General features: G+C 74.7%; 19 protein-coding genes. 7 read left to right on the top strand and 12 right to left on the bottom strand.

The window, feature by feature from the left end:
* The first annotated feature begins 45 nt into the window (after positions 1-45).
* Complete coding sequence (locus tag AC07BS_RS06315) at positions 46-1,002, top strand: hypothetical protein (protein WP_478646405.1); 957 nt, start codon at positions 46-48, stop codon at positions 1,000-1,002.
* Positions 1,003-1,294: 292 nt separating this feature from the next.
* Here AC07BS_RS06315 and AC07BS_RS06310 read toward each other — a convergent pair whose 3' ends face one another.
* The 3 genes from AC07BS_RS06310 to AC07BS_RS06300 are packed head-to-tail and all read right to left on the bottom strand — an operon-like array spanning position 1,295 to position 4,211.
* Positions 1,295-2,122 carry an ABC transporter ATP-binding protein gene (locus AC07BS_RS06310; protein ID WP_478646403.1) on the bottom strand — a complete coding sequence of 276 codons (828 nt, stop codon included), beginning with the start codon at positions 2,120-2,122 and terminating at the stop codon, positions 1,295-1,297.
* Positions 2,119-3,198 carry a FecCD family ABC transporter permease gene (locus tag AC07BS_RS06305; protein WP_478930574.1) on the bottom strand — a complete coding sequence of 360 codons (1,080 nt, stop codon included), beginning with the start codon at positions 3,196-3,198 and terminating at the stop codon, positions 2,119-2,121. Before AC07BS_RS06305 ends, AC07BS_RS06310 begins: the two co-directional genes overlap by 4 nt.
* A complete protein-coding gene (locus AC07BS_RS06300; protein WP_478930572.1) occupies positions 3,195-4,211 on the bottom strand; it encodes a FecCD family ABC transporter permease in 1,017 nt (338 codons plus the stop codon). Before AC07BS_RS06300 ends, AC07BS_RS06305 begins: the two co-directional genes overlap by 4 nt.
* A gap of 117 nt (positions 4,212-4,328) precedes the next feature.
* Between AC07BS_RS06300 and AC07BS_RS06295 the strand changes: the two genes are divergently transcribed.
* Entirely contained in the window at positions 4,329-4,994 is a 666-nt protein-coding gene (locus AC07BS_RS06295; RefSeq protein WP_478930570.1) for an HAD family hydrolase, read from the top strand.
* On the opposite strand, the gene AC07BS_RS06290 is transcribed toward AC07BS_RS06295, so the two are convergent.
* Complete coding sequence (locus AC07BS_RS06290; protein ID WP_478646396.1) at positions 4,961-5,209, bottom strand: hypothetical protein; 249 nt, start codon at positions 5,207-5,209, stop codon at positions 4,961-4,963. The two genes, AC07BS_RS06295 and AC07BS_RS06290, sit on opposite strands and share 34 nt — an antisense overlap.
* Before the next feature lie 237 nt (positions 5,210-5,446).
* Here AC07BS_RS06290 and AC07BS_RS06285 point away from each other — a divergent pair, with 237 nt between their 5' ends.
* Positions 5,447-5,830 (top strand): cold-shock protein, encoded by a 384-nt coding sequence (locus tag AC07BS_RS06285; RefSeq protein ID WP_478646395.1) that lies wholly within the window; start codon positions 5,447-5,449, stop codon positions 5,828-5,830.
* Positions 5,831-5,900: 70 nt separating this feature from the next.
* On the opposite strand, the gene AC07BS_RS06280 is transcribed toward AC07BS_RS06285, so the two are convergent.
* From AC07BS_RS06280 to AC07BS_RS06265, 4 genes are all read right to left on the bottom strand, one after another.
* Positions 5,901-6,752: a 1,4-dihydroxy-6-naphthoate synthase gene (locus tag AC07BS_RS06280; RefSeq protein WP_478930567.1), complete on the bottom strand. Its 852-nt coding sequence runs from the start codon at positions 6,750-6,752 to the stop codon at positions 5,901-5,903.
* Positions 6,749-7,483: a futalosine hydrolase gene (locus AC07BS_RS06275; protein WP_478930565.1), complete on the bottom strand. Its 735-nt coding sequence runs from the start codon at positions 7,481-7,483 to the stop codon at positions 6,749-6,751. The genes AC07BS_RS06280 and AC07BS_RS06275 overlap by 4 nt, the downstream gene beginning before the upstream one ends.
* A 5-nt stretch (positions 7,484-7,488) precedes the next feature.
* Positions 7,489-7,965: a DUF2771 domain-containing protein gene (locus tag AC07BS_RS06270; RefSeq protein WP_478646388.1), complete on the bottom strand. Its 477-nt coding sequence runs from the start codon at positions 7,963-7,965 to the stop codon at positions 7,489-7,491.
* Between the two features lie 688 nt (positions 7,966-8,653).
* Entirely contained in the window at positions 8,654-10,024 is a 1,371-nt protein-coding gene (locus tag AC07BS_RS06265) for an MFS transporter (protein WP_478646387.1), read from the bottom strand.
* A 316-nt stretch (positions 10,025-10,340) separates the two neighbouring features.
* Here AC07BS_RS06265 and AC07BS_RS06260 point away from each other — a divergent pair, with 316 nt between their 5' ends.
* The 3 genes from AC07BS_RS06260 (at position 10,341) to AC07BS_RS06250 (ending at position 14,867) form a co-directional block, all read left to right on the top strand.
* A complete protein-coding gene (locus tag AC07BS_RS06260; RefSeq protein ID WP_478646385.1) occupies positions 10,341-11,237 on the top strand; it encodes a DUF3027 domain-containing protein in 897 nt (298 codons plus the stop codon).
* A 148-nt stretch (positions 11,238-11,385) separates the two neighbouring features.
* On the top strand, positions 11,386-14,607 hold the full coding sequence (locus AC07BS_RS06255; RefSeq protein ID WP_478930562.1) for a sacsin N-terminal ATP-binding-like domain-containing protein: 3,222 nt from the start codon (positions 11,386-11,388) through the stop codon (positions 14,605-14,607).
* Between the two features lie 68 nt (positions 14,608-14,675).
* A complete protein-coding gene (locus AC07BS_RS06250; protein ID WP_478646382.1) occupies positions 14,676-14,867 on the top strand; it encodes a DUF1059 domain-containing protein in 192 nt (63 codons plus the stop codon).
* A 24-nt stretch (positions 14,868-14,891) separates the two neighbouring features.
* Here AC07BS_RS06250 and AC07BS_RS06245 read toward each other — a convergent pair whose 3' ends face one another.
* Both AC07BS_RS06245 and AC07BS_RS06240 read right to left on the bottom strand, forming a co-directional pair.
* A complete protein-coding gene (locus AC07BS_RS06245) occupies positions 14,892-17,258 on the bottom strand; it encodes an HAD-IC family P-type ATPase (protein WP_478930560.1) in 2,367 nt (788 codons plus the stop codon).
* Positions 17,259-17,378: 120 nt separating this feature from the next.
* The gene (locus AC07BS_RS06240) at positions 17,379-17,639 is read right to left on the bottom strand and encodes a DUF2530 domain-containing protein (protein ID WP_478646378.1); all 261 of its coding nucleotides are present in this window, start codon (positions 17,637-17,639) and stop codon (positions 17,379-17,381) included.
* Positions 17,640-17,862: 223 nt separating this feature from the next.
* Here AC07BS_RS06240 and AC07BS_RS06235 point away from each other — a divergent pair, with 223 nt between their 5' ends.
* Positions 17,863-19,347 (top strand): NCS2 family permease, encoded by a 1,485-nt coding sequence (locus AC07BS_RS06235; protein WP_478930558.1) that lies wholly within the window; start codon positions 17,863-17,865, stop codon positions 19,345-19,347.
* Between the two features lie 32 nt (positions 19,348-19,379).
* On the opposite strand, the gene AC07BS_RS06230 is transcribed toward AC07BS_RS06235, so the two are convergent.
* Positions 19,380-20,021: a response regulator transcription factor gene (locus AC07BS_RS06230; protein ID WP_478646374.1), complete on the bottom strand. Its 642-nt coding sequence runs from the start codon at positions 20,019-20,021 to the stop codon at positions 19,380-19,382.
* Positions 19,973-21,232, bottom strand: coding sequence for a sensor histidine kinase (locus AC07BS_RS06225; RefSeq protein ID WP_478930555.1), 1,260 nt, complete (start codon positions 21,230-21,232; stop codon positions 19,973-19,975). The genes AC07BS_RS06230 and AC07BS_RS06225 overlap by 49 nt, the downstream gene beginning before the upstream one ends.
* Positions 21,233-21,237 lie beyond the last annotated feature (5 nt).

The following is a 21,237-nucleotide window of genomic DNA, read 5'->3' as shown; positions in this document are numbered from 1 at the left end:
TACCTTCGGTGGGGTTCGGCGGCTCGTGCGGGCTTGGGGGTTCTGGTGGGGATCGAGAGCGATCAGCTTGTTTACGACTATTTGAGCCGGGTCGGCGACCTGGCCCAGAGACAGTCGCTCACCTCCGGCGACCGGATGCGGCTGGTCTCCCGGCTGCGGGCGGAGATCGAACGGCGGCGGGCGGCGGAGGCGGCCGACACCCCGGCCGCCGTCCAGCGCATCCTGGACGGGCTGGGCACCCCGGCCGAGGCGGTGGCGGGCGCGGACGGCACGTCCCCCGCGGCGGCCGGGCCCGGGGGGCCGGGCCGGGTGCCGGCGCAGCGCCGCGACGAGGACCGGCCGGTGCCGCCCACCACCCGGTTCCCGGAGGTCGCCGCCCCACCGCACCTGGCGACGGAGGAGGAGCTGCGGCCGCGCGGCGCCGCCGCCCAGGACTGGTGGAGCCTGGGGGCCGGCCCGGGCCAGGTCACGGCGGGGGACGCGGTGCACGGCTTCACCGGCGGCATCGAGATCCCGGACATGCTCAAGCCCCCGCCGCCGCCGGGCACGGAGCCGGCGGAGAAGGGCGCGGAGAAGGGCGCGGAGAAGACCTCCGAGGCGGAGCGGGCGGCGGAGGAGGAGACGGAGGGCGAGCCCCGCTTCAGCCTGTGGCGCTCCCGCGCCGGCGTCCCCATGAGCCCCCTGCTGCTGCTCGTGGCCGTCCTGCTGGTGGTCGGCGCGGTCATCGGCAACTGGCTCGTGCTGGTGGCGGGCTGGGCCCTGGCCTACGTCACCCGCAGGCTGACCCAGACCGAGTCGAAGTGGGCGGTCATGGGCGTGCCGGGCCTCGCGGCGGGCGGGGGAGCGGTGTGGCTGTGGGGCCGCTTCGAGGGCCGCTGGGGCGACCCGATACCGCAGGGGGAGATGGCGGGGGCGCTGTCCGACACCTGGCCGGTGGTGGTCAAGGTCGCGGCCCTCGCGTCGGCGGCGTTCGTCCTGTGGCGGGCCCGCCGGCCGGGGTGATCAGGGGGATCCGCTCGTGGCGACCCGGGCCCGGGGCCCGTGGGCCGGGGCGCGCCGCGCCCGGCCGACCGCCGGGCTGAGCCCGGGGGATCCACGAGGCCGCGGGTCCGTGAGGACTCCGCGGTATCCGCGACGCCGGCAGTGCCCGGCGGGCCTACGGCCATACGCGGGTCGCGTTGCGCACGCAGCCGGGGGCCACCTGCGTGGCCACGTCACCCGCGTGGCCCGGCGAGCCGCTCACGTGCCCGCGGTGCTCACGTGCCCGTGGCGCTCACGCGACCCGGGAAGCCGCCTACGCGGCCGGCGCTTGCCACGGGCTGCCCGGCACCACCAAGGGGCCGCCCGTCACCGGGTCGGGGACCACGATCGACTCCAGGCCGAAGACCTCGCGCACCAGGTCCGCCGTCACCACGTCCGCCGGGCGGCCGCGGGCCACGATCCGGCCCGCCTTCATCGCCACCAGGTGGTCGGCGTAGCGCGCCGCCTGGTTGAGGTCGTGGAGGACGGCCACCACCGTGCGGCCGCGCTCGTGGTTGAGCCGGCGGCAGAGGTCGAGGACCTCCACCTGGTGGGAGACGTCCAGGTAGGTCGTCGGTTCGTCGAGGAGCAGCAGGTCCGTCTCCTGGGCGAGGGCCATCGCGATCCACACGCGCTGCCGCTGACCGCCCGACAGCTCGTCGACCGGGCGGTCGGCGAGGGCCGAGACGTCCGTCCGGGCCATGGCGTCCGTGACCGCCCGCTCGTCCTCCTCCGACCACTGCCGCCACCACCGCTGGTGCGGCTGGCGGCCGCGGGCCACGAGGTCGGCGACGGTGATGGCCTCGGGGGCGACCGGCGTCTGCGGCAGCAGCCCCAGCGACAGGGCGATCCGCCGGGTGGGGAGGGAGGCGAGCTCCTCGCCGTCCAGCAGGACCGCGCCGCGCGCGGGCCGCAGCAGCCGGCCGAGCGCGCGCAGCAGGGTCGACTTCCCGCACGCGTTGGGGCCGACGATCACCGTGACCTCGCCGTCCGGGATGTCCAGGTCGAGGCCCTCGACGATGGTGCGCTCGTCGTACGACAGCGTCAGGTCGCGGGCGCCGAGCCGCGAGGAGACGGCGGTCGTGGCGGTCTGCGCGGTCATGCTGTTCCTCCGGTACGGCCGCGGGCGATGAGCCAGATGAGGTACGGGGCCCCGACGGCGGCGGTCAGTACGCCCACCGGCACCTCGACCGGGTCGAAGAGCGTACGGGCGAGCAGGTCGGCCGCGACCACGATCACGGCGCCCAGCAGCGCCGAGCAGACCAGCGGGATCTGCGCGCTCCGCGTGCCGCGGCGGGCGATCTGCGGCGCCAGCAGCGCCACGAAGTCCACGGGCCCGGCCGCACCGGTGGCGACCGAGGCCAGGACGACGCCGAGCAGGGCGAGTCCGAGCCGGGCCCGGGCCGGCCGGGCGCCCAGCGCGGTGGCCGTGTCGTCGTCCAGGGACGCCGTGCGCTGCGCGCGGGCCGCCCAGCACACGAACGGCACCAGCGCCAGCAGCGTCCAGGAGAGCGGGGCCGCCTCGGCCCAGCCGCGGGCGTTGAGCGAGCCGGTCATCCAGACCTTCGCCTGCTGGGCGACGAGGTAGTCGCCCTTGGTCAGGAAGAGGTGGATGACCGAGCGCAGCCCGACCGCGAAGCCGATCCCGATCAGGACGAAGCGGGTGGCCCGCAGGCCGCCCCGCCACGCGAAGGCGTGGACGAGGGCGGCGGCGAGCAGTCCGCCGGCGACCGACAGATAGGGCAGTACGGCGTACGAGGTGACGCCGAAGGTCATCGCGCCCACCGTCAGGGCGCCCGCGCCCTGGCTGACGCCGATGACGTCGGGGCTGGCCAGCGGGTTGCGGGCGACGGTCTGGATGAGCGCCCCGGCGGTGCCGAAGGCGGCGCCGGCCAGCAGGCCGACGGTCATCCGCGGCAGCCGCGCGGTGCCGACCGCGAACTCCTCGGCGGACGGCTGCCCGAGGAGCACCTTCAGGACCTCGCCGGGCGTCGTGTACGTCCGGCCGACGCACAGGTACAGCAGGCAGACGGCGGCCAGCAGCAGGAACAGGCCCGCCGTGACGGCGGCGGCGCGCCGGTGCAGCAGGAAGGAGGCCCGGCCGGCACGCACCAGCGCGTACCCCGTGGGGCGGTTCGGGCGGGTGGGGCGAGTGGGCGTCGTGGGTATCGCGCTCATGCGGCCGGCACCGCCTTGCGGCGGACGAGGGCGACGAGGAACGGCAGACCGAGCAGGGCGGTCATCACACCGGACGGCACCTCGCTGCCGTCGAAGACCACCCGGCCGGCGACGTCGGCGCACAGCAGCACCACCGGGCCGAGGAGCGCGGCCATCGGCAGCACCCAGCGGTGCGCGGTGCCCACGAGCGCCCGGGCGATGTGCGGGACGGCCAGCCCGAGGAAGGCGAGCGGCCCGGCGACCGCGACGCCCACGCCGGTGAGGACGGTGGCGCCGAGGCCGCCGGCGATCCGTACGCGCGCCACGTTCTGTCCCAGGCCGCGGGCGGCGTCCTCGCCGAGCGCCAGCGCGTCCAGGCCGCGGGCCGCCGAGAACACCAGCGCCGTGCCGGCCAGCAGGAACGGCCAGAGCGTGCCGGCGGTGCGCGCGTCGGGCCCGGCGATGGAGCCGATCTGCCAGAAGCGGAACTCGTCGAGGGTGGCGGCGTGGGTCGTCAGCACGCCGTTGACGACGGAGAGGAGGAGGGCGTTGACGGCGGCCCCGGCGAGGGCCAGCTTCACGGGCGAGGCCCCGCCCCGGCCGCGCGCGGCGATCGCGTAGACGGCCACGGAGGCCACGGCCGCGCCGGCGAAGGCGAACCACACGTAGCCCGCCGGGCCGTGCACCCCGGCGAGCGCGATGGCGAGCACCACGCCCAGCGAGGCGCCCTGGCTGATGCCGAGCACGCCCGGGTCGGCGATGGGGTTGCGGGTGATGCCCTGGAGAACGGTGCCCGCCATGGCGAGGGCGGCGCCGGTCATGAGGCCGACGAGGGTGCGGGGGAGCCGCATGCTCCGCACGATGACGGCCGAGGGGTCGTCACCACCGTGGAGCAGGGCGTCGACCACCCGGTCCGGTGCGACGGGCCGGCTGCCGACCGCGAGACTGAGCAGGACGGCCGCCAGCAGGGCGGCGAACGCGGCCGCCGTCCAGCCGGCGCGGCGGCGGAGGCCGGCGGCGTGCATGGTTTCCATTTCGAGAGGAGCCTGGGGACACCGGCGACAACGGCCGGAATGAGCCGTTCCTACGGATTCGAGCCGTGGTTAGGCGAGGCTAAGTGTACGGGTGGGGTGCGCGGCACAATGTGGGGCATGACCCCGCACGCTCGCACGGACCACCGCTTCACGGTCGGCTTCGACCTCGATCTGACGCTGGTCGACTCCCGGCCGGGCATCAGGGCCGCGTACGAGGCACTGGTCGTCGCCACCGGTACGCCCATCGACGTCGACCTCGTCGTCGGCCGGCTCGGCCCGCCCCTCAAGGAGGAGCTGCGCAACTGGTTCCCGGAGGAGGACATCGAACGGGTGAACGCCGTCTACCTGGCCGGCTACCCCGAGCACGGCATCCTGCCCTCGCCCGCCATGCCGGGCGCCCGCGAGGCCGTGGCGGCCGTACGGGAGCTCGGCGGCCGGGCCATCGTCGTCACCGCCAAGAACCCGCGCAACGCCCGGCTCCACCTCGACCACCTGGACCTGAGGCCCGACGTCCTCGTCGGTGACCTGTGGGCCGAGGCCAAGGCGGTCGCCCTGCGCGAGCACGGCGCGTCGGTGTACGTGGGCGACCACGTCGGCGACGTGCGCGGCGCGCACGAGGCGGGCGCGGTGGCCGTCGCGGTGCCCACCGGTCCGTACGGCCCGGCGGAGCTGCGCGCGGCGGGGGCGGACGTGGTGCTGGACGGCGGCCTCGCGGACTTCCCCGCCTGGCTGCGCGCCCATCGCGCCGGCTATGCGGCGGAGTCTGCCGTTCCGCGCGCCTGACGGCGCTGTTCGGCGACCGAGCGCAGCACCCCGGCCGCCGAGACGAGGAAGCCGACGCCCATCAGCATGCAGACGAAGTAGGCCGCCGGCGGCAGCGGGTCGGCGCCCAGGAACAGTGGTGCGACCGTGGCCAGCGTGGCCACCGCGCCCACGAGGAAGACGACCGCACCGGTCCGTACCAGCAGATCCCCGGCTCGGGGCGTTTCGCTACTCACCTGACCAGGGTAGATCCCAGGGCGGCGGTATGGCGTCCGGATGACGGTGAACGGCGCGGACGCGTGGCGGTACGGCCCGAGGACGTCTTGTCACCGGGCCCGGGACCATTAGCCTTGGGGGTGGCGGGTCTTGCGGCCCGCTGTAGTGCTATCCAGAGCAGTTTTTTCTGTTGATTGCAGAATTTTCCGCTTTAACAGTTTTTCGGTATCCGACGAGACACGAGGACGAGGACAGACGTGCCTACCGGCAAGGTCAAGTGGTTCAACAGCGAGAAGGGCTTCGGCTTTCTCTCCCGCGACGACGGCGGAGACGTCTTCGTGCACTCCTCGGTGCTCCCGGACGGGGTCGACGCCCTCAAGCCCGGCCAGCGCGTGGAGTTCGGGGTCGTGGCGGGCCAGCGCGGTGACCAGGCGCTGTCGGTGACCGTGCTCGACCCCACCCCGTCGGTCGCCGCCGCGCAGCGCCGCAAGCCCGACGAGCTCGCCTCCATCGTCCAGGACCTCACCACGCTCCTGGAGAACGTCACGCAGCAGCTGGAGCGCGGCCGTTACCCCGACAAGGCCCACGGCTCCAAGATCGCGAACATGCTGCGCGCCGTCGCCGACCAGCTGGACGTCTGACGGCGCGGCGTCCGACGGCACGGCGTCAGACCGCGCGGCGTCAGATCGCGCGGCGCGACATCCGCCGGCGTCAGACGAACGCGAGCGCGTCCGGGCCGAGGGGCGGTACGAGCCCCTCGGCCGCGGCACGGGTCAGCAGCCCGCGCACCGCGGCGTAGCCGTCCTCGCCGAGGCCGGCCGTGAATTCGTTGACGTACAACCCGATGTGCTGGTCGGTGACCGCCGGGTCCATCTCCTGGGCGTGCGCCAGAACATAAGGACGGGAGGCCTCCGGGTCGTCCCAGGCCATCAGCACCGACGTCCGGGCGGCCTCGGCCAGCCGGCGCAGCGTCTCCTCGCCCAGCGACCGCTTGGCGATGATCGCGCCCAGCGGGATGGGCAGCCCCGTGGTGTCCTCCCAGTGCTCGCCCATGTCGGCCAACCGGGTGAGCCCGTAGTCCTGGTACGTGAACCGGGCCTCGTGGATGACCAGCCCTGCGTCCACCTTGCCGTCCCGCACGGCGGGCATGATCTCGTGGAACGGCAGGACGACGACCTCGCCGACCCCGCCCGGCACCTCGGTCGCCGCCCACAGCCGGAACAGCAGATAGGCGGTCGAGCGCTCGCTCGGCACCGCCACCGTCCGGCCCGCCAGGTCCGCCGGCTTCCCCGGCTCACGGGTCAGCACCAGCGGCCCGCAGCCCCGGCCCAGCGCCCCGCCGCAGGGCAGCAGCGCGTACTCGTCCAGCACCCACGGCAGCACCGCGTACGACACCTTCAGCACGTCCAGCTCGCCACGCTCGGCCATGCCGTTGGTGACGTCGATGTCCGCGAACGTCACGTCCAGCCCGGGCGCGCCCGGCACCCGGCCGTGCGCCCAGGCGTCGAAGACGAAGGTGTCGTTGGGACAGGGCGAGTAGGCGATGCTGATCCGGTCGCTCATGGGGAGACCTCCACCTCGGACTCGAGTACGGGGGCGAGCCGGCGGAAGGCGCCCGTCAGCGCCGCCAGCGCCTCGCCGATGCGCCAGGCGCCCCGGTCGCGGGGGCCCACCGCGTTGGAGACCGTGCGCAGCTCGACGGCCGGCACGCCGTGCGCCAGGGCCGCCGTCGCGGCCCCGAAGCCCTCCATGCCCTCGGCCACCGCGTCAGGGTGGCGTGCCGTCAGCTCGGCGGCCCGCTCGGCGGTGCCGGTCGCGCAGCTCACGGTCAGCACCGTGCCGCGCACCGCGCCGGTGGCCTCGGCCACCCGCCGCGCCAGCGGCTCGGGCACCCGGTGCCCGGTCGTGCCGAAGCCCAGCTCGTCCACGGAGAGGAAGCCGCCGTCGCTCGCCTGCGCGCCCAGGTCGGCGGTCACGATCGCGTCGGAGACCACCACGGAACCCAGTGCCGCGCGGGGCGCGAAGCCCCCCGCGATGCCGGCGGAGACCACCAGGTCGTACGGCTCGCCGCCCAGCGCGGCGGCGGTCAGCGCCGTCGCGGCCCCGGCCGCCGCGGCGGCCGGGCCGACACCCGCGGCCAGTACGTCGAACACCGCACCCTCGCCGTCACCGGGCCGTACCCGGTGCAGCAGGGCGCCGCCGGGCAGCCGGACCTCCCGGGGCGGGGAGCCGGCGGCGGCGGCGGTCACGGCGTCGCGTTCGGCCGGGACCGCGGTGACGACGAGGACACGCATCGGCGTCAGTCGCGCTCGAGCGTGAAGTTCCAGACGCCCAGGGCCTTGCCGGAGCCGGCCTCGACGATGCTGACCTTGGTCTCCTTGCCGCCACCGGCCTGACCACCGGCGAAGAAGGCGCTGGCCGGGATCGTCCGGTACGTCTTCTTGTTCGGCTCCTGCTCGGCCGCCTGGCCGTTGATGAAGATCGTCCAGCCCTCGTCGGCGATCTTCGGGTCGACGCCGAAGCGGACCTTGTCCTCGAAGGCCGCCTTGACGGTCTTGGCCTCGCCGTCCTTCATGCAGCCCAGGATCTTGGCGTTGGCGAGGGCCTCGCCCCCGTCGTAGCAGGCGGCCTCGGAGGTGATCGTCGTGGAACCGACGGTCACCGTCGCCAGCGGCGTCGGCTTGTCGCAGGCGGAGAGGGCGATGAGCCCGAAGGTCACGGCACCGACGGCGGCAGTGGCGCGGCGGCGCTTGCCCCGGAAAATCGCAGCGGTCATGCGGGCAGGCTATCGGGCGCCCCGGCTCAGGCCACGCGCGGGTGCGGCGAGCCGCGCCGGGCCGCCGCCGGCAGGCCCCGGACGGCAGTGACGGCACCCGCCGTCAGGAGGACCGCGGAGACGGGCAGCCCTGCGGACAGCCCTGCGGGCAGGCTACCGGGCGCCCGGGCCGGGACCGCGTGCGGGTGGGGGTCCGGCCGTGCCGCCGTCGCCGCCGGGCGGAACGCGGCCCGGGCCGCGCGCGGGTGCGGGCCTCGGCCGTGCTGTCGCCGGGTGGAAACCGGCCCGGGTCGCGTGCGGGTGCGGGCCTCGGCCGTGCCGCCGTCGCCTCCTGGCGGAACGCGGCCCGGGTCGCGCGCGGGTGCGGGCCTCGGCCGTGCTGCCGCCGGGTGGAAACCGGCCCGGGTCGCGTGCGGGTGCGGCCCCCGGCCATGCCGCCGCTGGGCGGAACCCGGCCACGCCCACCCGACCAGGCCGGCGCCGCCGCTGGGCGGAACCCGGCCACGCCCACCCGACCAGGCCGGCGCCGCCGGCCCGGCGGAACCCGGCCACGCCCACCCGACCACGCCGGCGCCGCCGCTGGGCGGAACCCGGCCACGCCCACCCGACCAGGCCGGCGCCGCCGCTGGGCGGAACCCGGCCACGCCCACCCGACCACGCCGGCGCCGCCGGCCCGGCGGAAGCCGGGTCAGGCCACGCGCGGGTGCGGCGAGCCGCGCCGGGCCGCGGTCAGCAGGCCCCGGACGGCAGTGACGGCACCCAGCGTCAGGAAGGCCGCCGCCACCGACAGGCCCAGCACGCCGTTCAGCGGCAGCAGGATGCCGATCGCGCCGCCCACCACCCAGCACATCTGCAACAACGTCTCCGAACGGGCGAACGCGGACGTCCGCACCTCCTCCGGTACGTCCCGCTGGATCAGCGCGTCCAGCGACTGCTTGCCCAGCGCCTGCGACACGCCCGCCACGGCCGCCACCACGACCACGAAGAACGCGGTGCCGAACGCCGCCGCCACCACCGTCGTCCCCAGGGTCACCGACAGCACCAGTGCGATCATCTTCTCGGGCCCCCGCGAGCGCAGCAGCGCCCCTATCGCCGTGCCCAGCGCGTTCCCCGTACCCGCCGCCACCGCGACCACGCCCAGCGACAACGCCGGACTCAGCCCGCCCAGCGGATGCACCCGCAGCAGGAACGCCAGAAAGAACGTCAGGAACCCCGACAGCATCCGCAGCGCGCCGTTCGCCTGGAGCCCGTGCAGCACCGACGCGCCCACCGTGCGCAGCCCCGGCCGCGACCGCCGCCCCTTGCCGCGCCGCCGCGCCGCCGCCTCCGCCGTCAGCCGGACCCGGACCTCGCCCTTCGCCGAGTCCACCCCGTGCGGCAGCGACAACGACAGATACGTACCGAACGCGAACACCGCGCACGCCCCGTACAACGGATACTCCGGCCCCAGCTGATGCAGCCCCGCCCCCAGCGGGGCCGCCAGGCCCGTGGCCAGCAGCCCGCCCAGCGTCACCCGCGAATTCGCCTTCACCAGCGCGATCCGCGGCGGCAGCAGCCGCGGCACCACCGCCGACCGCACCACCCCGTACGCCTTCGACGCCACCAGCACGCCCAGGGCCGCCGGATACAGCTCCAGCCCCCCGGTCGCCACCGCGCCCGACATCGTCAGGGCCAGCAGCGCCCGCGTCAGCATCGCCCCCGCCATCGCCGCGCGCCGCCCGTGCGGCACCCGGTCCAGCAGCGGCCCGATCACCGGGGCCAGCAGGGTGAAGGGCGCCATCGTCACGGCCAGGTACAGCGCCACCCGGCCCCGCGCCTGGTCCGTCGGCACCGAGAAGAACACCGTCGACGCCAGCGCCACTGTGATCAGCATGTCACCCGCCGAATTCACGGCGTGCAACTCGATCAGCTTGCCCAGCCCCGACTCGCCCGCGCCGTGCGCGTGTGTCGCCCTGCGGACCCCCCGGGCGGCCGCCGTGAAGGGCGCGCGCAGCACGCGACCGGCGCCCCGGGCCGTACGGCGGACCGGGCCGCCCTCGGCTGACCGGATGGCTCCCACCACGCCATACTGCCCCAACTGACATCGGCCAGGGCACTTTCGGGGGGTCCGCGGGGCGCGCCCGGAGGCTCGCCGAAGCCCGGGTGTCCCCCGGGCGGCCGCGCGGGGTAGCGTGCGTAGCGCGCCACCGGTCGCCGCTTTGGCCGCACCCCGAGTCCCGATCCCGCAGAATGGGTGATGACAGGTGCGCCCGAGACCGTCCGGGCGCGGACGTCGACGCGGTCCCCCGGTCCGCTCCGTCCGTGGCCCCGAACCGTTCGGCTGGCGCACTCGTGAGACGGCGTGGAAGAGAGAATCGATTCTTGTGAGTGCTGCGATGCGAAGCCGTACCCCGGACCGCCTGTGCGCCGAGGCGGTCGAACTCGCCCGGGAGGCGGCCGAGGAGGCCGCGCGCCCCGGGAAGGTCGGTGACCACGTAGCGGTCGCCGCCGACGGGGACCGTGTCGTCACGCACTACTTCGCCTGCGAGGACCCCGGCTACCGCGGCTGGCGCTGGGCCGTCACCGTCGCCCGCGCCTCCCGCGCCAAGAACGTCACCCTCGACGAGACCGTCCTCCTCCCCGGCCCCGACGCGCTCCTCGCCCCCGAATGGGTGCCCTGGAGCGAGCGCCTGCGCCCCGGCGACATGGGCCCCGGCGACCTCCTGCCCACCCGCTCCGACGACCTCCGCCTGGAGCCCGGCTGGTCCGGCGAGGAGGAGCCGCCGCCGAACTCCGTCCGCGCGGTGCCGCCGGCCGCGGCCGAGCTCGCCGACGCCGAGGACGCCGACGTCACCGCCGGCTCGCCTTCCGCCCAGCCCACCACCCCGGCACGCGGCTCCATCACGGCCCTGGCCGAGGAGCTGGGCATGCGTCGCGCCCGGGTCCTCTCCCGCTACGGCCTGCACACGGCCGCCGACCGCTGGGACGAGTCGCACGGCTCCAAGACCCCGATGGCCCAGGCGGCCCCGGCGTCCTGCGTCAGCTGCGGCTTCCTGGTCCCGATCGGCGGCTCCCTCGGCCAGGCGTTCGGTGTGTGCGCCAACGAGTTCGGCCCGGCGGACGGGCACGTGGTGTCGCTGGCGTACGGGTGCGGGGGGCACTCGGAGGCGGCCGTCGTGCCGAAGGCTCCGCGGGCGGCGGAGCCGGTGGTGGACGAGACGCTGGTGGACGAGCTGCGCTTGCGGGAGCCGGCGCAGCCGGCTGAGGACGAAGCCGACCTCGGCCACGCCTGACGGATTCGGTGCGGCCCGGTGGGCCGGTTTGTGCCCACCCTCCCCCAGCTACCGCTGGGAGGTGCCCCCAGCCCCAGCGGAACGATTGCCCACAAACCGGCTGGACCCGCCCCCGACCCCACAAACCCATACAAGGAGACGACTCTAGGTGACCGGTATCGGAGTGGATCCGTTCGGGACGGCGCGGTTGCGGCGGGGGGTGCTGGATGCCTGGGTGGCCTCGCCCGCGCGGTTCCGGGAGGACGCCAACGCCGAGGAGGACCTCGCCCTCGGCGGTTACCGTGACCGTCTCGTCGTCGAGCTCGCCCAGAACGCCTCCGACGCCGCCGCCCGTGCCGGCGTCCCCGGCCGGCTCCGGCTGACCCTCCACGCCGCGCACGCCGGCGGTCCCGCCACGCTGGCCGCCGCCAACACCGGCGCTCCCCTCGACGCCACCGGCATGGAGTCCCTCTCCACCCTCCGCGCCTCCGCGAAGCGCGGCACCGACGAGCCGGCGGTCGGCCGGTTCGGCGTCGGTTTCGCCGCCGTCCTCGCCGTCAGCGACGAGCCCGCGATCGTCGGCCGCACCGGCGGCGTCCGCTGGTCCCTGACCGAGGCCCGGGCGCTCACCCAGGAGTCCGCGTTCGGCAGCCCCGGCCTCGGCGGCGAGCTCCGCCGCCGCGAGGGCCACGTGCCGCTGCTGCGTCTGCCCTTCCCGGCCGAGGGCTCGGCCCCCGCCGGTTACGACACGGTCGTCGTCCTGCCCCTGCGCGACGGCGCCGCCGAGGATCTGACCGCCCGTCTGCTGGCCGCCGTCGACGACGCGCTGCTGCTGACCCTGCCCGGTCTGTCCGAGATCGTCATCGAGACGCCGGGCGGTGGCGTCCGTACCCTGACGCGCCGCCAGGAGGGCCCCTACGTCGTCGTCGACGACAGCGCCCGCACCGCCCCGACGCGCTGGCGCGTCGAGCGGGCCGGCGGCGCGCTGGACCCGGCCCTGCTCGCCGACCGCCCGGTCGAGGAGCGGCTGCGCCCGTACTGGTCCGTCACCTGGGCCGTCCCGGCGGGCCCTGACGGCGCGCCCGCGCGTCCGCGCACCGCGCCCGTCCTCCACGCCCCGACGCCCACGGACGAGCCGCAGGGCCTGCCGGGCCTGCTGATCGCCACGTTCCCGCTGGAGCCGACGCGCCGCCACACGGCCCCCGGTCCGCTCACGGACTTCCTCACCGAGCGCGCCGCCGAGGTCTACACGGAGCTGCTCCGCACCTGGCACCCGGTCACCACCGGCAGCCTGGACCTGGTCCCGGCGCCGCTCGCCACGGGCGCGGTGGACGCGGAGCTGCGCCGCCTGGTGCTGGAGCGGCTGCCGCGCGTGCCGTTCCTGCCGAGCGCGGCGTCCCTGGCGGCGGAGGCCGGCGCCGAGCCCGCACTGCCCACGGGCGGCGGCATCGAGGGCATCCCCTGGGAGGTGGGCCCGGACGCGGCGGGGCAGAGCTGGGAGGACCCGGCCGCGCCCGGCACCCCCGAGCGGATCGCGCTGCGCCCGGCGGACGCCGAGGTCGTGGAGGGCGCGGGCGCCGAGACGGTCGCCGTCCTCGGCGAGCTGTTCTCGAACCTGCTGCCCGCCGGCCTGGAGCGCCGCCAGGAGCTCCGCGCGCTGGGTGTCGCACGCGTGCCGCTGGGCGAGGCGATCGACCGTCTCGCCGGGGCCGAGCGCCCGGCGGACTGGTGGTGGCGCCTTTACGACAGCCTCGCCGGCGTCGACCCCGACCGGCTGACCGGCCTGCCCGTGCCGCTGGCCGACGGGCGGACGGCCGTCGGCCCCCGCCAGGTGCTGCTGCCGCCCACCGACGGCGAGGGTTCGGAGTCGCTGTCGCGGCTGGGCCTGAAGGTCGCCCACCCGGACGCCGCCCACCCGCTGCTGGAGAAGCTCGGCGCCACGCCGAGCTCGCCGCGCGCCGTGCTGACCACGCCTCAGGTGCGGGCCGCGGTGGCCGGTTCGCTGGACGCCGAGGAGTCCTGGGACGACGAGGGGCTGGACGCCGAGGCCCTCGCGGAGGTCGTCCTCGCGCTGGTGCGCGACGCGGGCCTGGCCCCGGGCGACGAGCCGTGGCTCGGCGCCCTCGCGCTGCCCGACGAGGACGGCGAGCTGGCCCCCGCCGGGGAACTCGTGCTGCCCGGCAGCGCCTTCGAGAGCGTCATCCGGCCCGGCGAGCTCGCGGCCTGCGACGCCGAGCTCGTGGAGCGCTGGGGCGAGCAGCCGCTGACGGCGGTCGGCGTCCTGGCCGACTTCGCGCTCGTACGCGCCACCGACGTCGTCCTCGACCCGGACGAGCTGGAGCCGCGCGACGGCGACTACGCCGAGCCGGACGACGCCGGGCTGCTGGACGCGGTGGACGTGTGGTGCGAGGACGTCCTCGACCGGCTGCCGGACACCCCGGTGCCGCCCGTCGCCACCGAGATCACGGCCGTGCGCGACCTCGACCTGGTCGACGACGACGCCTGGCCCCGGGCGCTCGCCATGCTCTCCCGGCCGCCGCTGCGCGACGCGCTGACCGCCCCCGTGCGGGTGCTGCTGCCGGACGGCACCACCGAGTCCGTCCGCCCGTACACCGCCTGGTGGCTGCGCGGCCACCCCGTCCTGGACGGCCGCCGCCCCGCCGGCCTGCGTGTGAAGGGCGGCGACCCGCTGCTGGCCGGGCTGTACGAGGCCGCGGACGCGGGCGACCTCGCCGACGAGCAGGTGCTGCGCGCCCTGGGCGTACGGACCTCCGTCGCCGCCCTGCTGGACGAGCCGGGCGGCGCGGCCGAGCTCCTGGGCCGCCTCGCGGACCCGGAGCGCTCGGTGAGCCCCGCCCAGCTGCACGGCCTGTACAGCGCGCTGGCGGAGCTGGACCCGGAGGACGTGACGCTGCCGGACGACCTGGCGGCCGTGGTGGACGGCGAGGTGCAGGTCGGCGACGCGACGGACGTCCTGGTCGCGGACGCCCCCGACCTGCTGCCCCTCGCGGCGGGCCTCCCGCTGCTGCCCGTACGCCCCGACCGCGCCGCCGCCCTCGCCGAGCTGTTGCAGGTGCGACCGCTCAGCGAGGTGTTCCCGGTGACGGTCCCGGCCGGGGACGGCGAGGAGCGCGAGGTGCCGGAGGGGCTGCGCGTCCTGCTCCCGGGCGCGCCGGCCACGTACGTCGAGCACGAGGAGCTGGTGGTCGGCGGCGTGGCGCTCGACTGGCGCCACGGCCCGGACGGCGTCCTCCACGCGGCGACGCTGGAGGGCCTGGCGGCGGGTCTGGCCTGGTCGGCGGGCGCGTGGTCGCGCCGCTTCGAGGCGGCGGCGCTGCTGGAGGACCCGTCGCGGACGGAGGAGCTGGCCCGGGACCGCTGGTTCGACTGAGGGCCCGTGTCCCGCGCGGTCGGCGGACCTATCCTGAGCATGAAGGCACCCGATTCCGGGAGGCTGTCATGACCAGGAAGGTCGCCGACTGCCGCAGGTTCCCCAGCGAGTCGAACTGCACGCTGCGCATCGCGGGCGAGGAGGACGAGGTCCTGAAGGCCGCCACCGAGCACGCGGTGTCCGTGCACCAGCACGAGGACACGCCCGAGCTGCGCGAGCAGATCAAGGGGTTCCTGGAGGACGAGAAGCCGGGCATCTGACGCCGGGGGCCGTCGGCCAGGGGGTTACGCCGGGAAGCGGCGGCCCACCCAGCGCCAGGTGATCTCCAGGGCGATCGCCGCCACGGCGGCGATCGCCACGGCCGCCCACGGCATCGGGGCGCCCACCAGCCGCAGCGCGAAGAAGTGCTGGAGAGACGGCGTCACCAGCACCACCAGGAAGCCCGCGGCCATCGCCAGCACCAGCAGCACCCGCCACCAGGTGTAGGGCCGCGCGATGATCGCCAGCACCCAGAGCGAGATCAGGAACAGCGTCAGCGTCGCCGCGCTCGTCTCCGCGCCCAACGCGTCCACGCCCGTGTAGACGTGCCGGGCCAGCAGGTACGCGGCGAACGTGGCCACCCCCGCGATCAGCCCGGCGGGCACGGCGTAGCGCATCACCCGTCGCACGAAGTGCGGGTGCGCCCGCTCCTTGTTCGGCGCGAGGGCCAGGAAGAACGCCGGGACGCCGATCGTCAGGGTCGACAGCAGGGTGAGGTGGCGGGGGAGGAACGGGTACGGCACGTGGGTGCAGACCACGAGCACGGCCAGCAGGACCGAGTAGACCGTCTTCGTCAGGAACAGCGTCGCAACCCGCGTGATGTTGCCGATCACGCGCCGCCCCTCCGCCACGACCGAGGGCAGGGAGGCGAAGCTGTTGTCCAGCAGCACGATCTGGGCCACCGCCCGGGTGGCCTCGGAACCGGAGCCCATGGCCACGCCGATGTCGGCGTCCTTGAGGGCCAGTACGTCGTTGACGCCGTCGCCCGTCATCGCCACGGTGTGGCCGCGCGACTGGAGGGCGCCCACCATGTCCCGCTTCTGCCGCGGGGTGACCCGGCCGAAGACCGCACCCCGGTCCAGGGCCGCGCCCATCTCCTCCGGCCCGGCCGGCAGCCGGCGGGCGTCCACCGGCGCCTCGGCCCCGGGCAGCGCCAGCTTGGCGGCGACGGCTCCAACAGCCACCGCGTTGTCGCCGGAGATCACCTTCGCGGCGACGTCCTGCTCCGCGAAGTACCGCAGGGTGTCCGCCGCGTCGGAGCGGAGCCGCTGCTCCAGGACGACCAGGGCGGCCGGCCGTACGTCCTCGGTCACCCGCGGATCGCCGAGCCCCCGGTCGGCGCGGGCCAGCAGCAGGACCCGCAGCCCCCGGGCGTTGAGCGAGTCGGCCTCGGCGAGCGCGACGTGTCCAACAGGCAGGAGGACGTCGGGGGCGCCGAGCAGCCAGGTGCCGGCGGAGCCGCCGTCGGGGCCGTCGAGCACGGCGCCGCTGTACTTGCGGGCGGAGGAAAAGGGCAGGGTCTCGGTGCAGCGCCAGCCGGTGCCGTCGGGATAGGCGTCGATGATCGCCTGAAGGCTGGCGTTGGGCCGGGGATCGGCCTGACCGAGGGCGCCGAGCACGTGGCGTACGGAGGACTCCTGGGCCGACTCCCGGGCCGACTCCCGGGCCTCGGCCAGAACACGGAGTTCGCTGACGTCCATGCCGCCCTCGGTGAGGGTGCCGGTCTTGTCGAGACAGACGACGTCGACGCGGGCCAGCCCCTCGATGGCCGGCAGCTCCTGCACCAGGCACTGCCGGCGGCCGAGCCGGATCACCCCGATGGCGAAGGCGACGGAGGTGAGCAGCACCAGCCCCTCGGGCACCATCGGCACGATCCCGGCGACCATGCGCCGCACGGCCTCCTGCCAGTCGTGCTCCTCGATGACGAGCTGGCTGACGACGAGGCCGATGGCGGCGGGCAGCATCAGCCAGGTCACGTACTTGAGGATGGTGCTGATGCCGGTGCGCAGCTCGGAGTGGACAAGGGTGAACCGGGTGGCCTCCTCGGCCAGCTGGGCGGCGTAGGCCTCCCGGCCGACCTTGGTGGCGGTGTACGCGCCACCGCCGGCGACCACGAACGAGCCGGACATCACCTTGTCGCCGGGCCGCTTGAGAACGGGGTCGGCCTCGCCGGTGAGCAACGACTCGTCGATCTCCAGCCCGTCCGCCTCCAGGACCTCGCCGTCGACCACACACTTGTCGCCGGGCCCGAGCTCGATGACGTCGTCGAGCACGATCGCCCCGGTGACGACAGGGACGGCCGCTCCGTCCCTGCGGACCGTGGGCTTCGCCTCACCGATGACGGCCAGCGAATCGAGCGTCTTCTTGGCGCGCAGCTCCTGGACGATGCCGATCGCGGTGTTGGCGACGATCACAAACCCGAAGAGCCCGTCCTGAATGGGCCCGACGACGAGAATGATCAGAAACAGCACCCCGATGATCGCGTTGAACCGGGTGAAGACGTTGGCCCGGACGATCTCCTTGGTGGACCGCGAGGAACGGACGGGGACGTCATTGACCTCCCCGCGCGCGACGCGATCAGCGACCTCACGAGAGCTGAGACCGGAGCTCATGCTCCGACGGTAAGGGCGCGCGGGGCGGTCGGCCTTCCGAGGCGGCCGGTTTGTGGGCAGTCGTTCCGCTGGGGCGGAACGGGTGGGCACAAACCCACCCACGGTCCGCACCCGAACCGGTCACCTCAGGTCGGCGGACCCCCGCGCCCGCTTAATCGCGGCATCGCGCCGACGCACGTACCAGACCCCGATCAGCCCCAGCCCCCCACCGGCCAGACACGTCCACACCCACCACGCATGCCCCCGCCCCTCGAACCACCCATAAAACGGCAGTTGGGCGAGGAAGAGGACGAACCACAGGACCGTACCGCCGGTGATCGTCGCGACGACCGGCCCCTCCAGCGGTTCGGGCGCCTCGTGCGTAGGTGTCCACTTCGTCATGCCCGCCAGCCTAGTCCGTGACCGGGTGGCGCCCGCTCGTGGAGCCCTTGCGCCACCGGGGTCTACGCGCGGAGATAGCCATTCGGCGTTTGTTTATTCATACTGAATCGAACGAGATTTGATCGGGTTGCATTGGATGAATATCCAAATCAAAACCTGATCTTGATCTTTTTTGTTGTCTCCCTCGCCCTCCCGGGGCCCTACGACTGAGGTACTCCCCTCCATGCCCACCTCGGCCACCCCCGCGATCGACGACGCCCAGTCGTCGCCCTCGTCGCCCGTCCAGCCGCCCGCCGGCAGGAACGCCCTCGACCGCTACTTCCGGATCAGCGAGCGCGGCTCGTCCGTCGCCCGCGAGCTGCGCGGCGGCCTGGCGACGTTCTTCGCGATGGCGTACATCATCGTGCTGAACCCGATCATCCTCGGGGCGGGTCAGGACAAGTTCGGCCACCAGCTGGACAACGGCCAGCTGGTCACCGCCACCGCCCTGATGGCCGGCCTCAGCACCGTCCTCATGGGCGCGATAGGCAACGTGCCGATCGCCTGCGCCGCCGGCCTCGGCATCAACGCCGTCGTCTCGCTCCAGCTGGCGCCCAAGATGAGCTGGCCGGACGCGATGGGCATGGTCGTGCTGGCCGGTCTGGTGCTGATGGTGCTGGTCGCCTCCGGTCTGCGGCAGCGCGTCATGGACGCGATCCCGGGCGGGCTGCGCCGGGCCATCGCGATCGGCATCGGCATGTTCATCTCGCTGATCGGCCTGGTCGACTCCGGCTTCGTCTCCCGCAACCCCGACGCCGCCCACACCACGGTTCCGCTGGGCCTGGGCCAGGGCGGTCAGCTGCACGGCTGGCCGGTGCTGGTGTTCGCGGTGGGTCTGCTGCTGACCTTCGTCCTGCTGGTGCGGAAGACCTCCGGCGCGATCCTCATCGGCATCGTCGTGATGACGGTCGTGGCGATCGTCATCAACTCGATCGCCAAGGTCCCGGACGCCCAGTGGGGCCTGTCCGTCCCGACCTGGCCCAGCAAGATCGTGGACACCCCGGACTTCGGGCTCATCGGTGACGTCAGCCTCTTCGGCGGCTTCCACGAGGTCGGCCTGCTGACCGGCTGCCTGTTCGTCTTCACCGTGCTGCTGTCCGGCTTCTTCGACGCCATGGGCACGATCATCGGTGTGGGCGAGGAGGCCGGTCTGACCGACGAGAAGGGCCAGCTGCCCAACATGGGCCGCATCCTGATGATGGACGGTGTGGCCGTCGCGGCCGGCGGTGCCGGTTCCGCCTCCGCCAACACCTGCTTCGTCGAGTCCACGGCCGGCGTCGGCGAGGGCGCCCGTACCGGTCTCGCCAACCTGATGACCGGCGGGCTCTTCCTGCTCGCCCTGGTCTTCACCCCGCTCGCCACCGTCGTCCCGGCCCAGGCCGCGACCCCCGCGCTCGTCGTCGTCGGCTTCCTGATCATGGCGTCCAACGTCAAGGAGATCGACTGGAACGACTTCACGATCGCGATCCCCGCGTTCCTGACGATCATCTCCATGCCGTTCACCTACTCGATCACGAACGGCATCGGCATCGGGGTCCTCGCCTTCATCGTCCTGCGGATCGCCGACAAGCGGGCGCGCGAGATCCCCTGGCTGCTCAACGTCGTCGGGCTCTGCTTCCTCGTCTACTTCATGCTCGACCCGATCGAGCGCCTGCTCGGCGTGAAGTGAGCCGCTGAAGGGTTCGCCTCAGGAGCTGGGCCTCAGCTCCTGAGGTGGGCCAGCACCGCCAGCACCCGGCGGTTGTCGTCCGGCGACGGGGCGATGCCGAGCTTCGTGAAGATGCTCGCCGTGTGCTTCGCCACCGCGCTCTCGCTGATGTGGAGGGCGCCCGCCACGGCCGCGTTCGAACGGCCCTCGGCCATCAGCCCCAGTACCTCCCGCTCGCGGGGCGTCAGGGCGCCGGTCGTCCCCCTGGCCTCGCCGCGGGTGAGCAGCTTGGCGATGACCTGAGGGTCCATGACCGTGCCGCCCGCGGCCACCCGCCGTACCGCGTCCACGAACTGCTCGGTGTTGGTCACCCGGTCCTTGAGCAGGTAGCCGACGGCGCCCTCGCCGCCCGCCAGCAGTTCGTGGGCGTAGAGCTGTTCCACGTACTGCGACAGCACCAGCACCGGCAGGCCGGGGCGCCGGCGGCGGGCCTCCAGCGCGGCCTGGAGACCCTCGTCGGTGAACGTCGGGGGGAGCCGGACGTCGACGACCGCGACGTCCGGCTCCTCGTCGATCAGGGCGCGCAGCAGAGCCGGGCCGTTGTCGACGTCGATCACCTCGCACCCGTGCTCGCGCAGGGTGCGGATCAGCCCGTCGCGGAGCAGGAAGAGGTCTTCGGCGAGGACGACGCGCACGGGATCTCCAACGTCACGGTGGTCGGACCGCCCGGCGGGCTGTCCAGGGTGAGGACGCCGTCGAAGCTATCCAACCGCCGCCGCACCCCCGGCAGCCCGGTGCCCCGGGCGGCGTCGGCGCCGCCGCGCCCGTCGTCGGTGACGGTCGCCCGCAGCACGCCGTCCTCGTGGGTGAGCGCGATCCGCACCTCCCGGCCGCCGGAGTGCTTGGCCGCGTTGGTCAGCGCCTCGCCCACCGCGAAGTAGGCGGCCGACTCGACCGGCGCCGGGAGGCGGCCCGGCAGCCGGGCTTCCACGTGGACGTCGAGGGGGCTGTCGAGCGCCAGCGACCGGACGGCGTCGCCGAGGCCGCGGTCGGCGAGGACCGGCGGATGGATGCCGTGCACCAGCTCGCGCAGGTCCCGCAGGGCCCGCTCGGACGTGCTACGGACCTCCAGCAGCAGCTCCCGGGCGGCGTCGGGGTCGGTGTCCAGCAGCCGGGTGGCCCGGTCCAGGGTCATGCCGAGCGCGACGATCCGGGCCTGCGCACCGTCGTGGAGGTCGCGTTCTATGCGCCGCAGCTCGGCCGCCTGCGCGTCCAGCGCCCGGGCGCGGGTGTCGGTGAGCCGCTCGACGCGCCGGGCGAGTTCGGCGCTGCGCGGCGCCGCGAGCAGCAGGCGGCTCCAGCGGGCGTGCAGCCGCAGCACGGCGGGCGCCGCCCACAGCCCGGCGGCGATGAACGCCAGGCCGAGGACGAGCGCCGCCACCATCGTGCCGGTGCTGCGCACGGGCACGAACGCGTACCAGTTGCCGTCGTCGATCAGCCGCCACACGAACGGCTGGACGAACGCGCCGAACGCCCCGTACTCGACGAGCGCGAGCGGTACGGCCACCAGCAGCCCGCCCGTCGCCGGCTCCAGCCACGCCCACAGCAGGTCCCGCCGGAACCCGGCGTCGGCCAGCATCGCCCCACCGCCGGCCCGCGGCAGCGGGTCCGGCGGGCTGACGGGGACGGCCGACCAGCGCGCCGCCCGGTCCCTGGCCCGGTCGGACAGGGACCGCAGCGCCCTCGCCGCGGGCGGCAGCAGCCGGAAGCCCACGCCGACCGGCAGCAGGAGCAGGGCGCCCACCACGAGCGGGCCGGTGACCAGGACCGCCAGGGCGAGCAGGCTCGCCAGCTGGCACCGGACCGTGGCGAGGCAGGCGCGGGAGACGGCGGCGGCCGGGGTCATGGGGA

The organism is Streptomyces sp. NPDC044063 (genome assembly GCF_056434285.1).
This window is presented reverse-complemented; position numbering and strand designations above follow the sequence as displayed.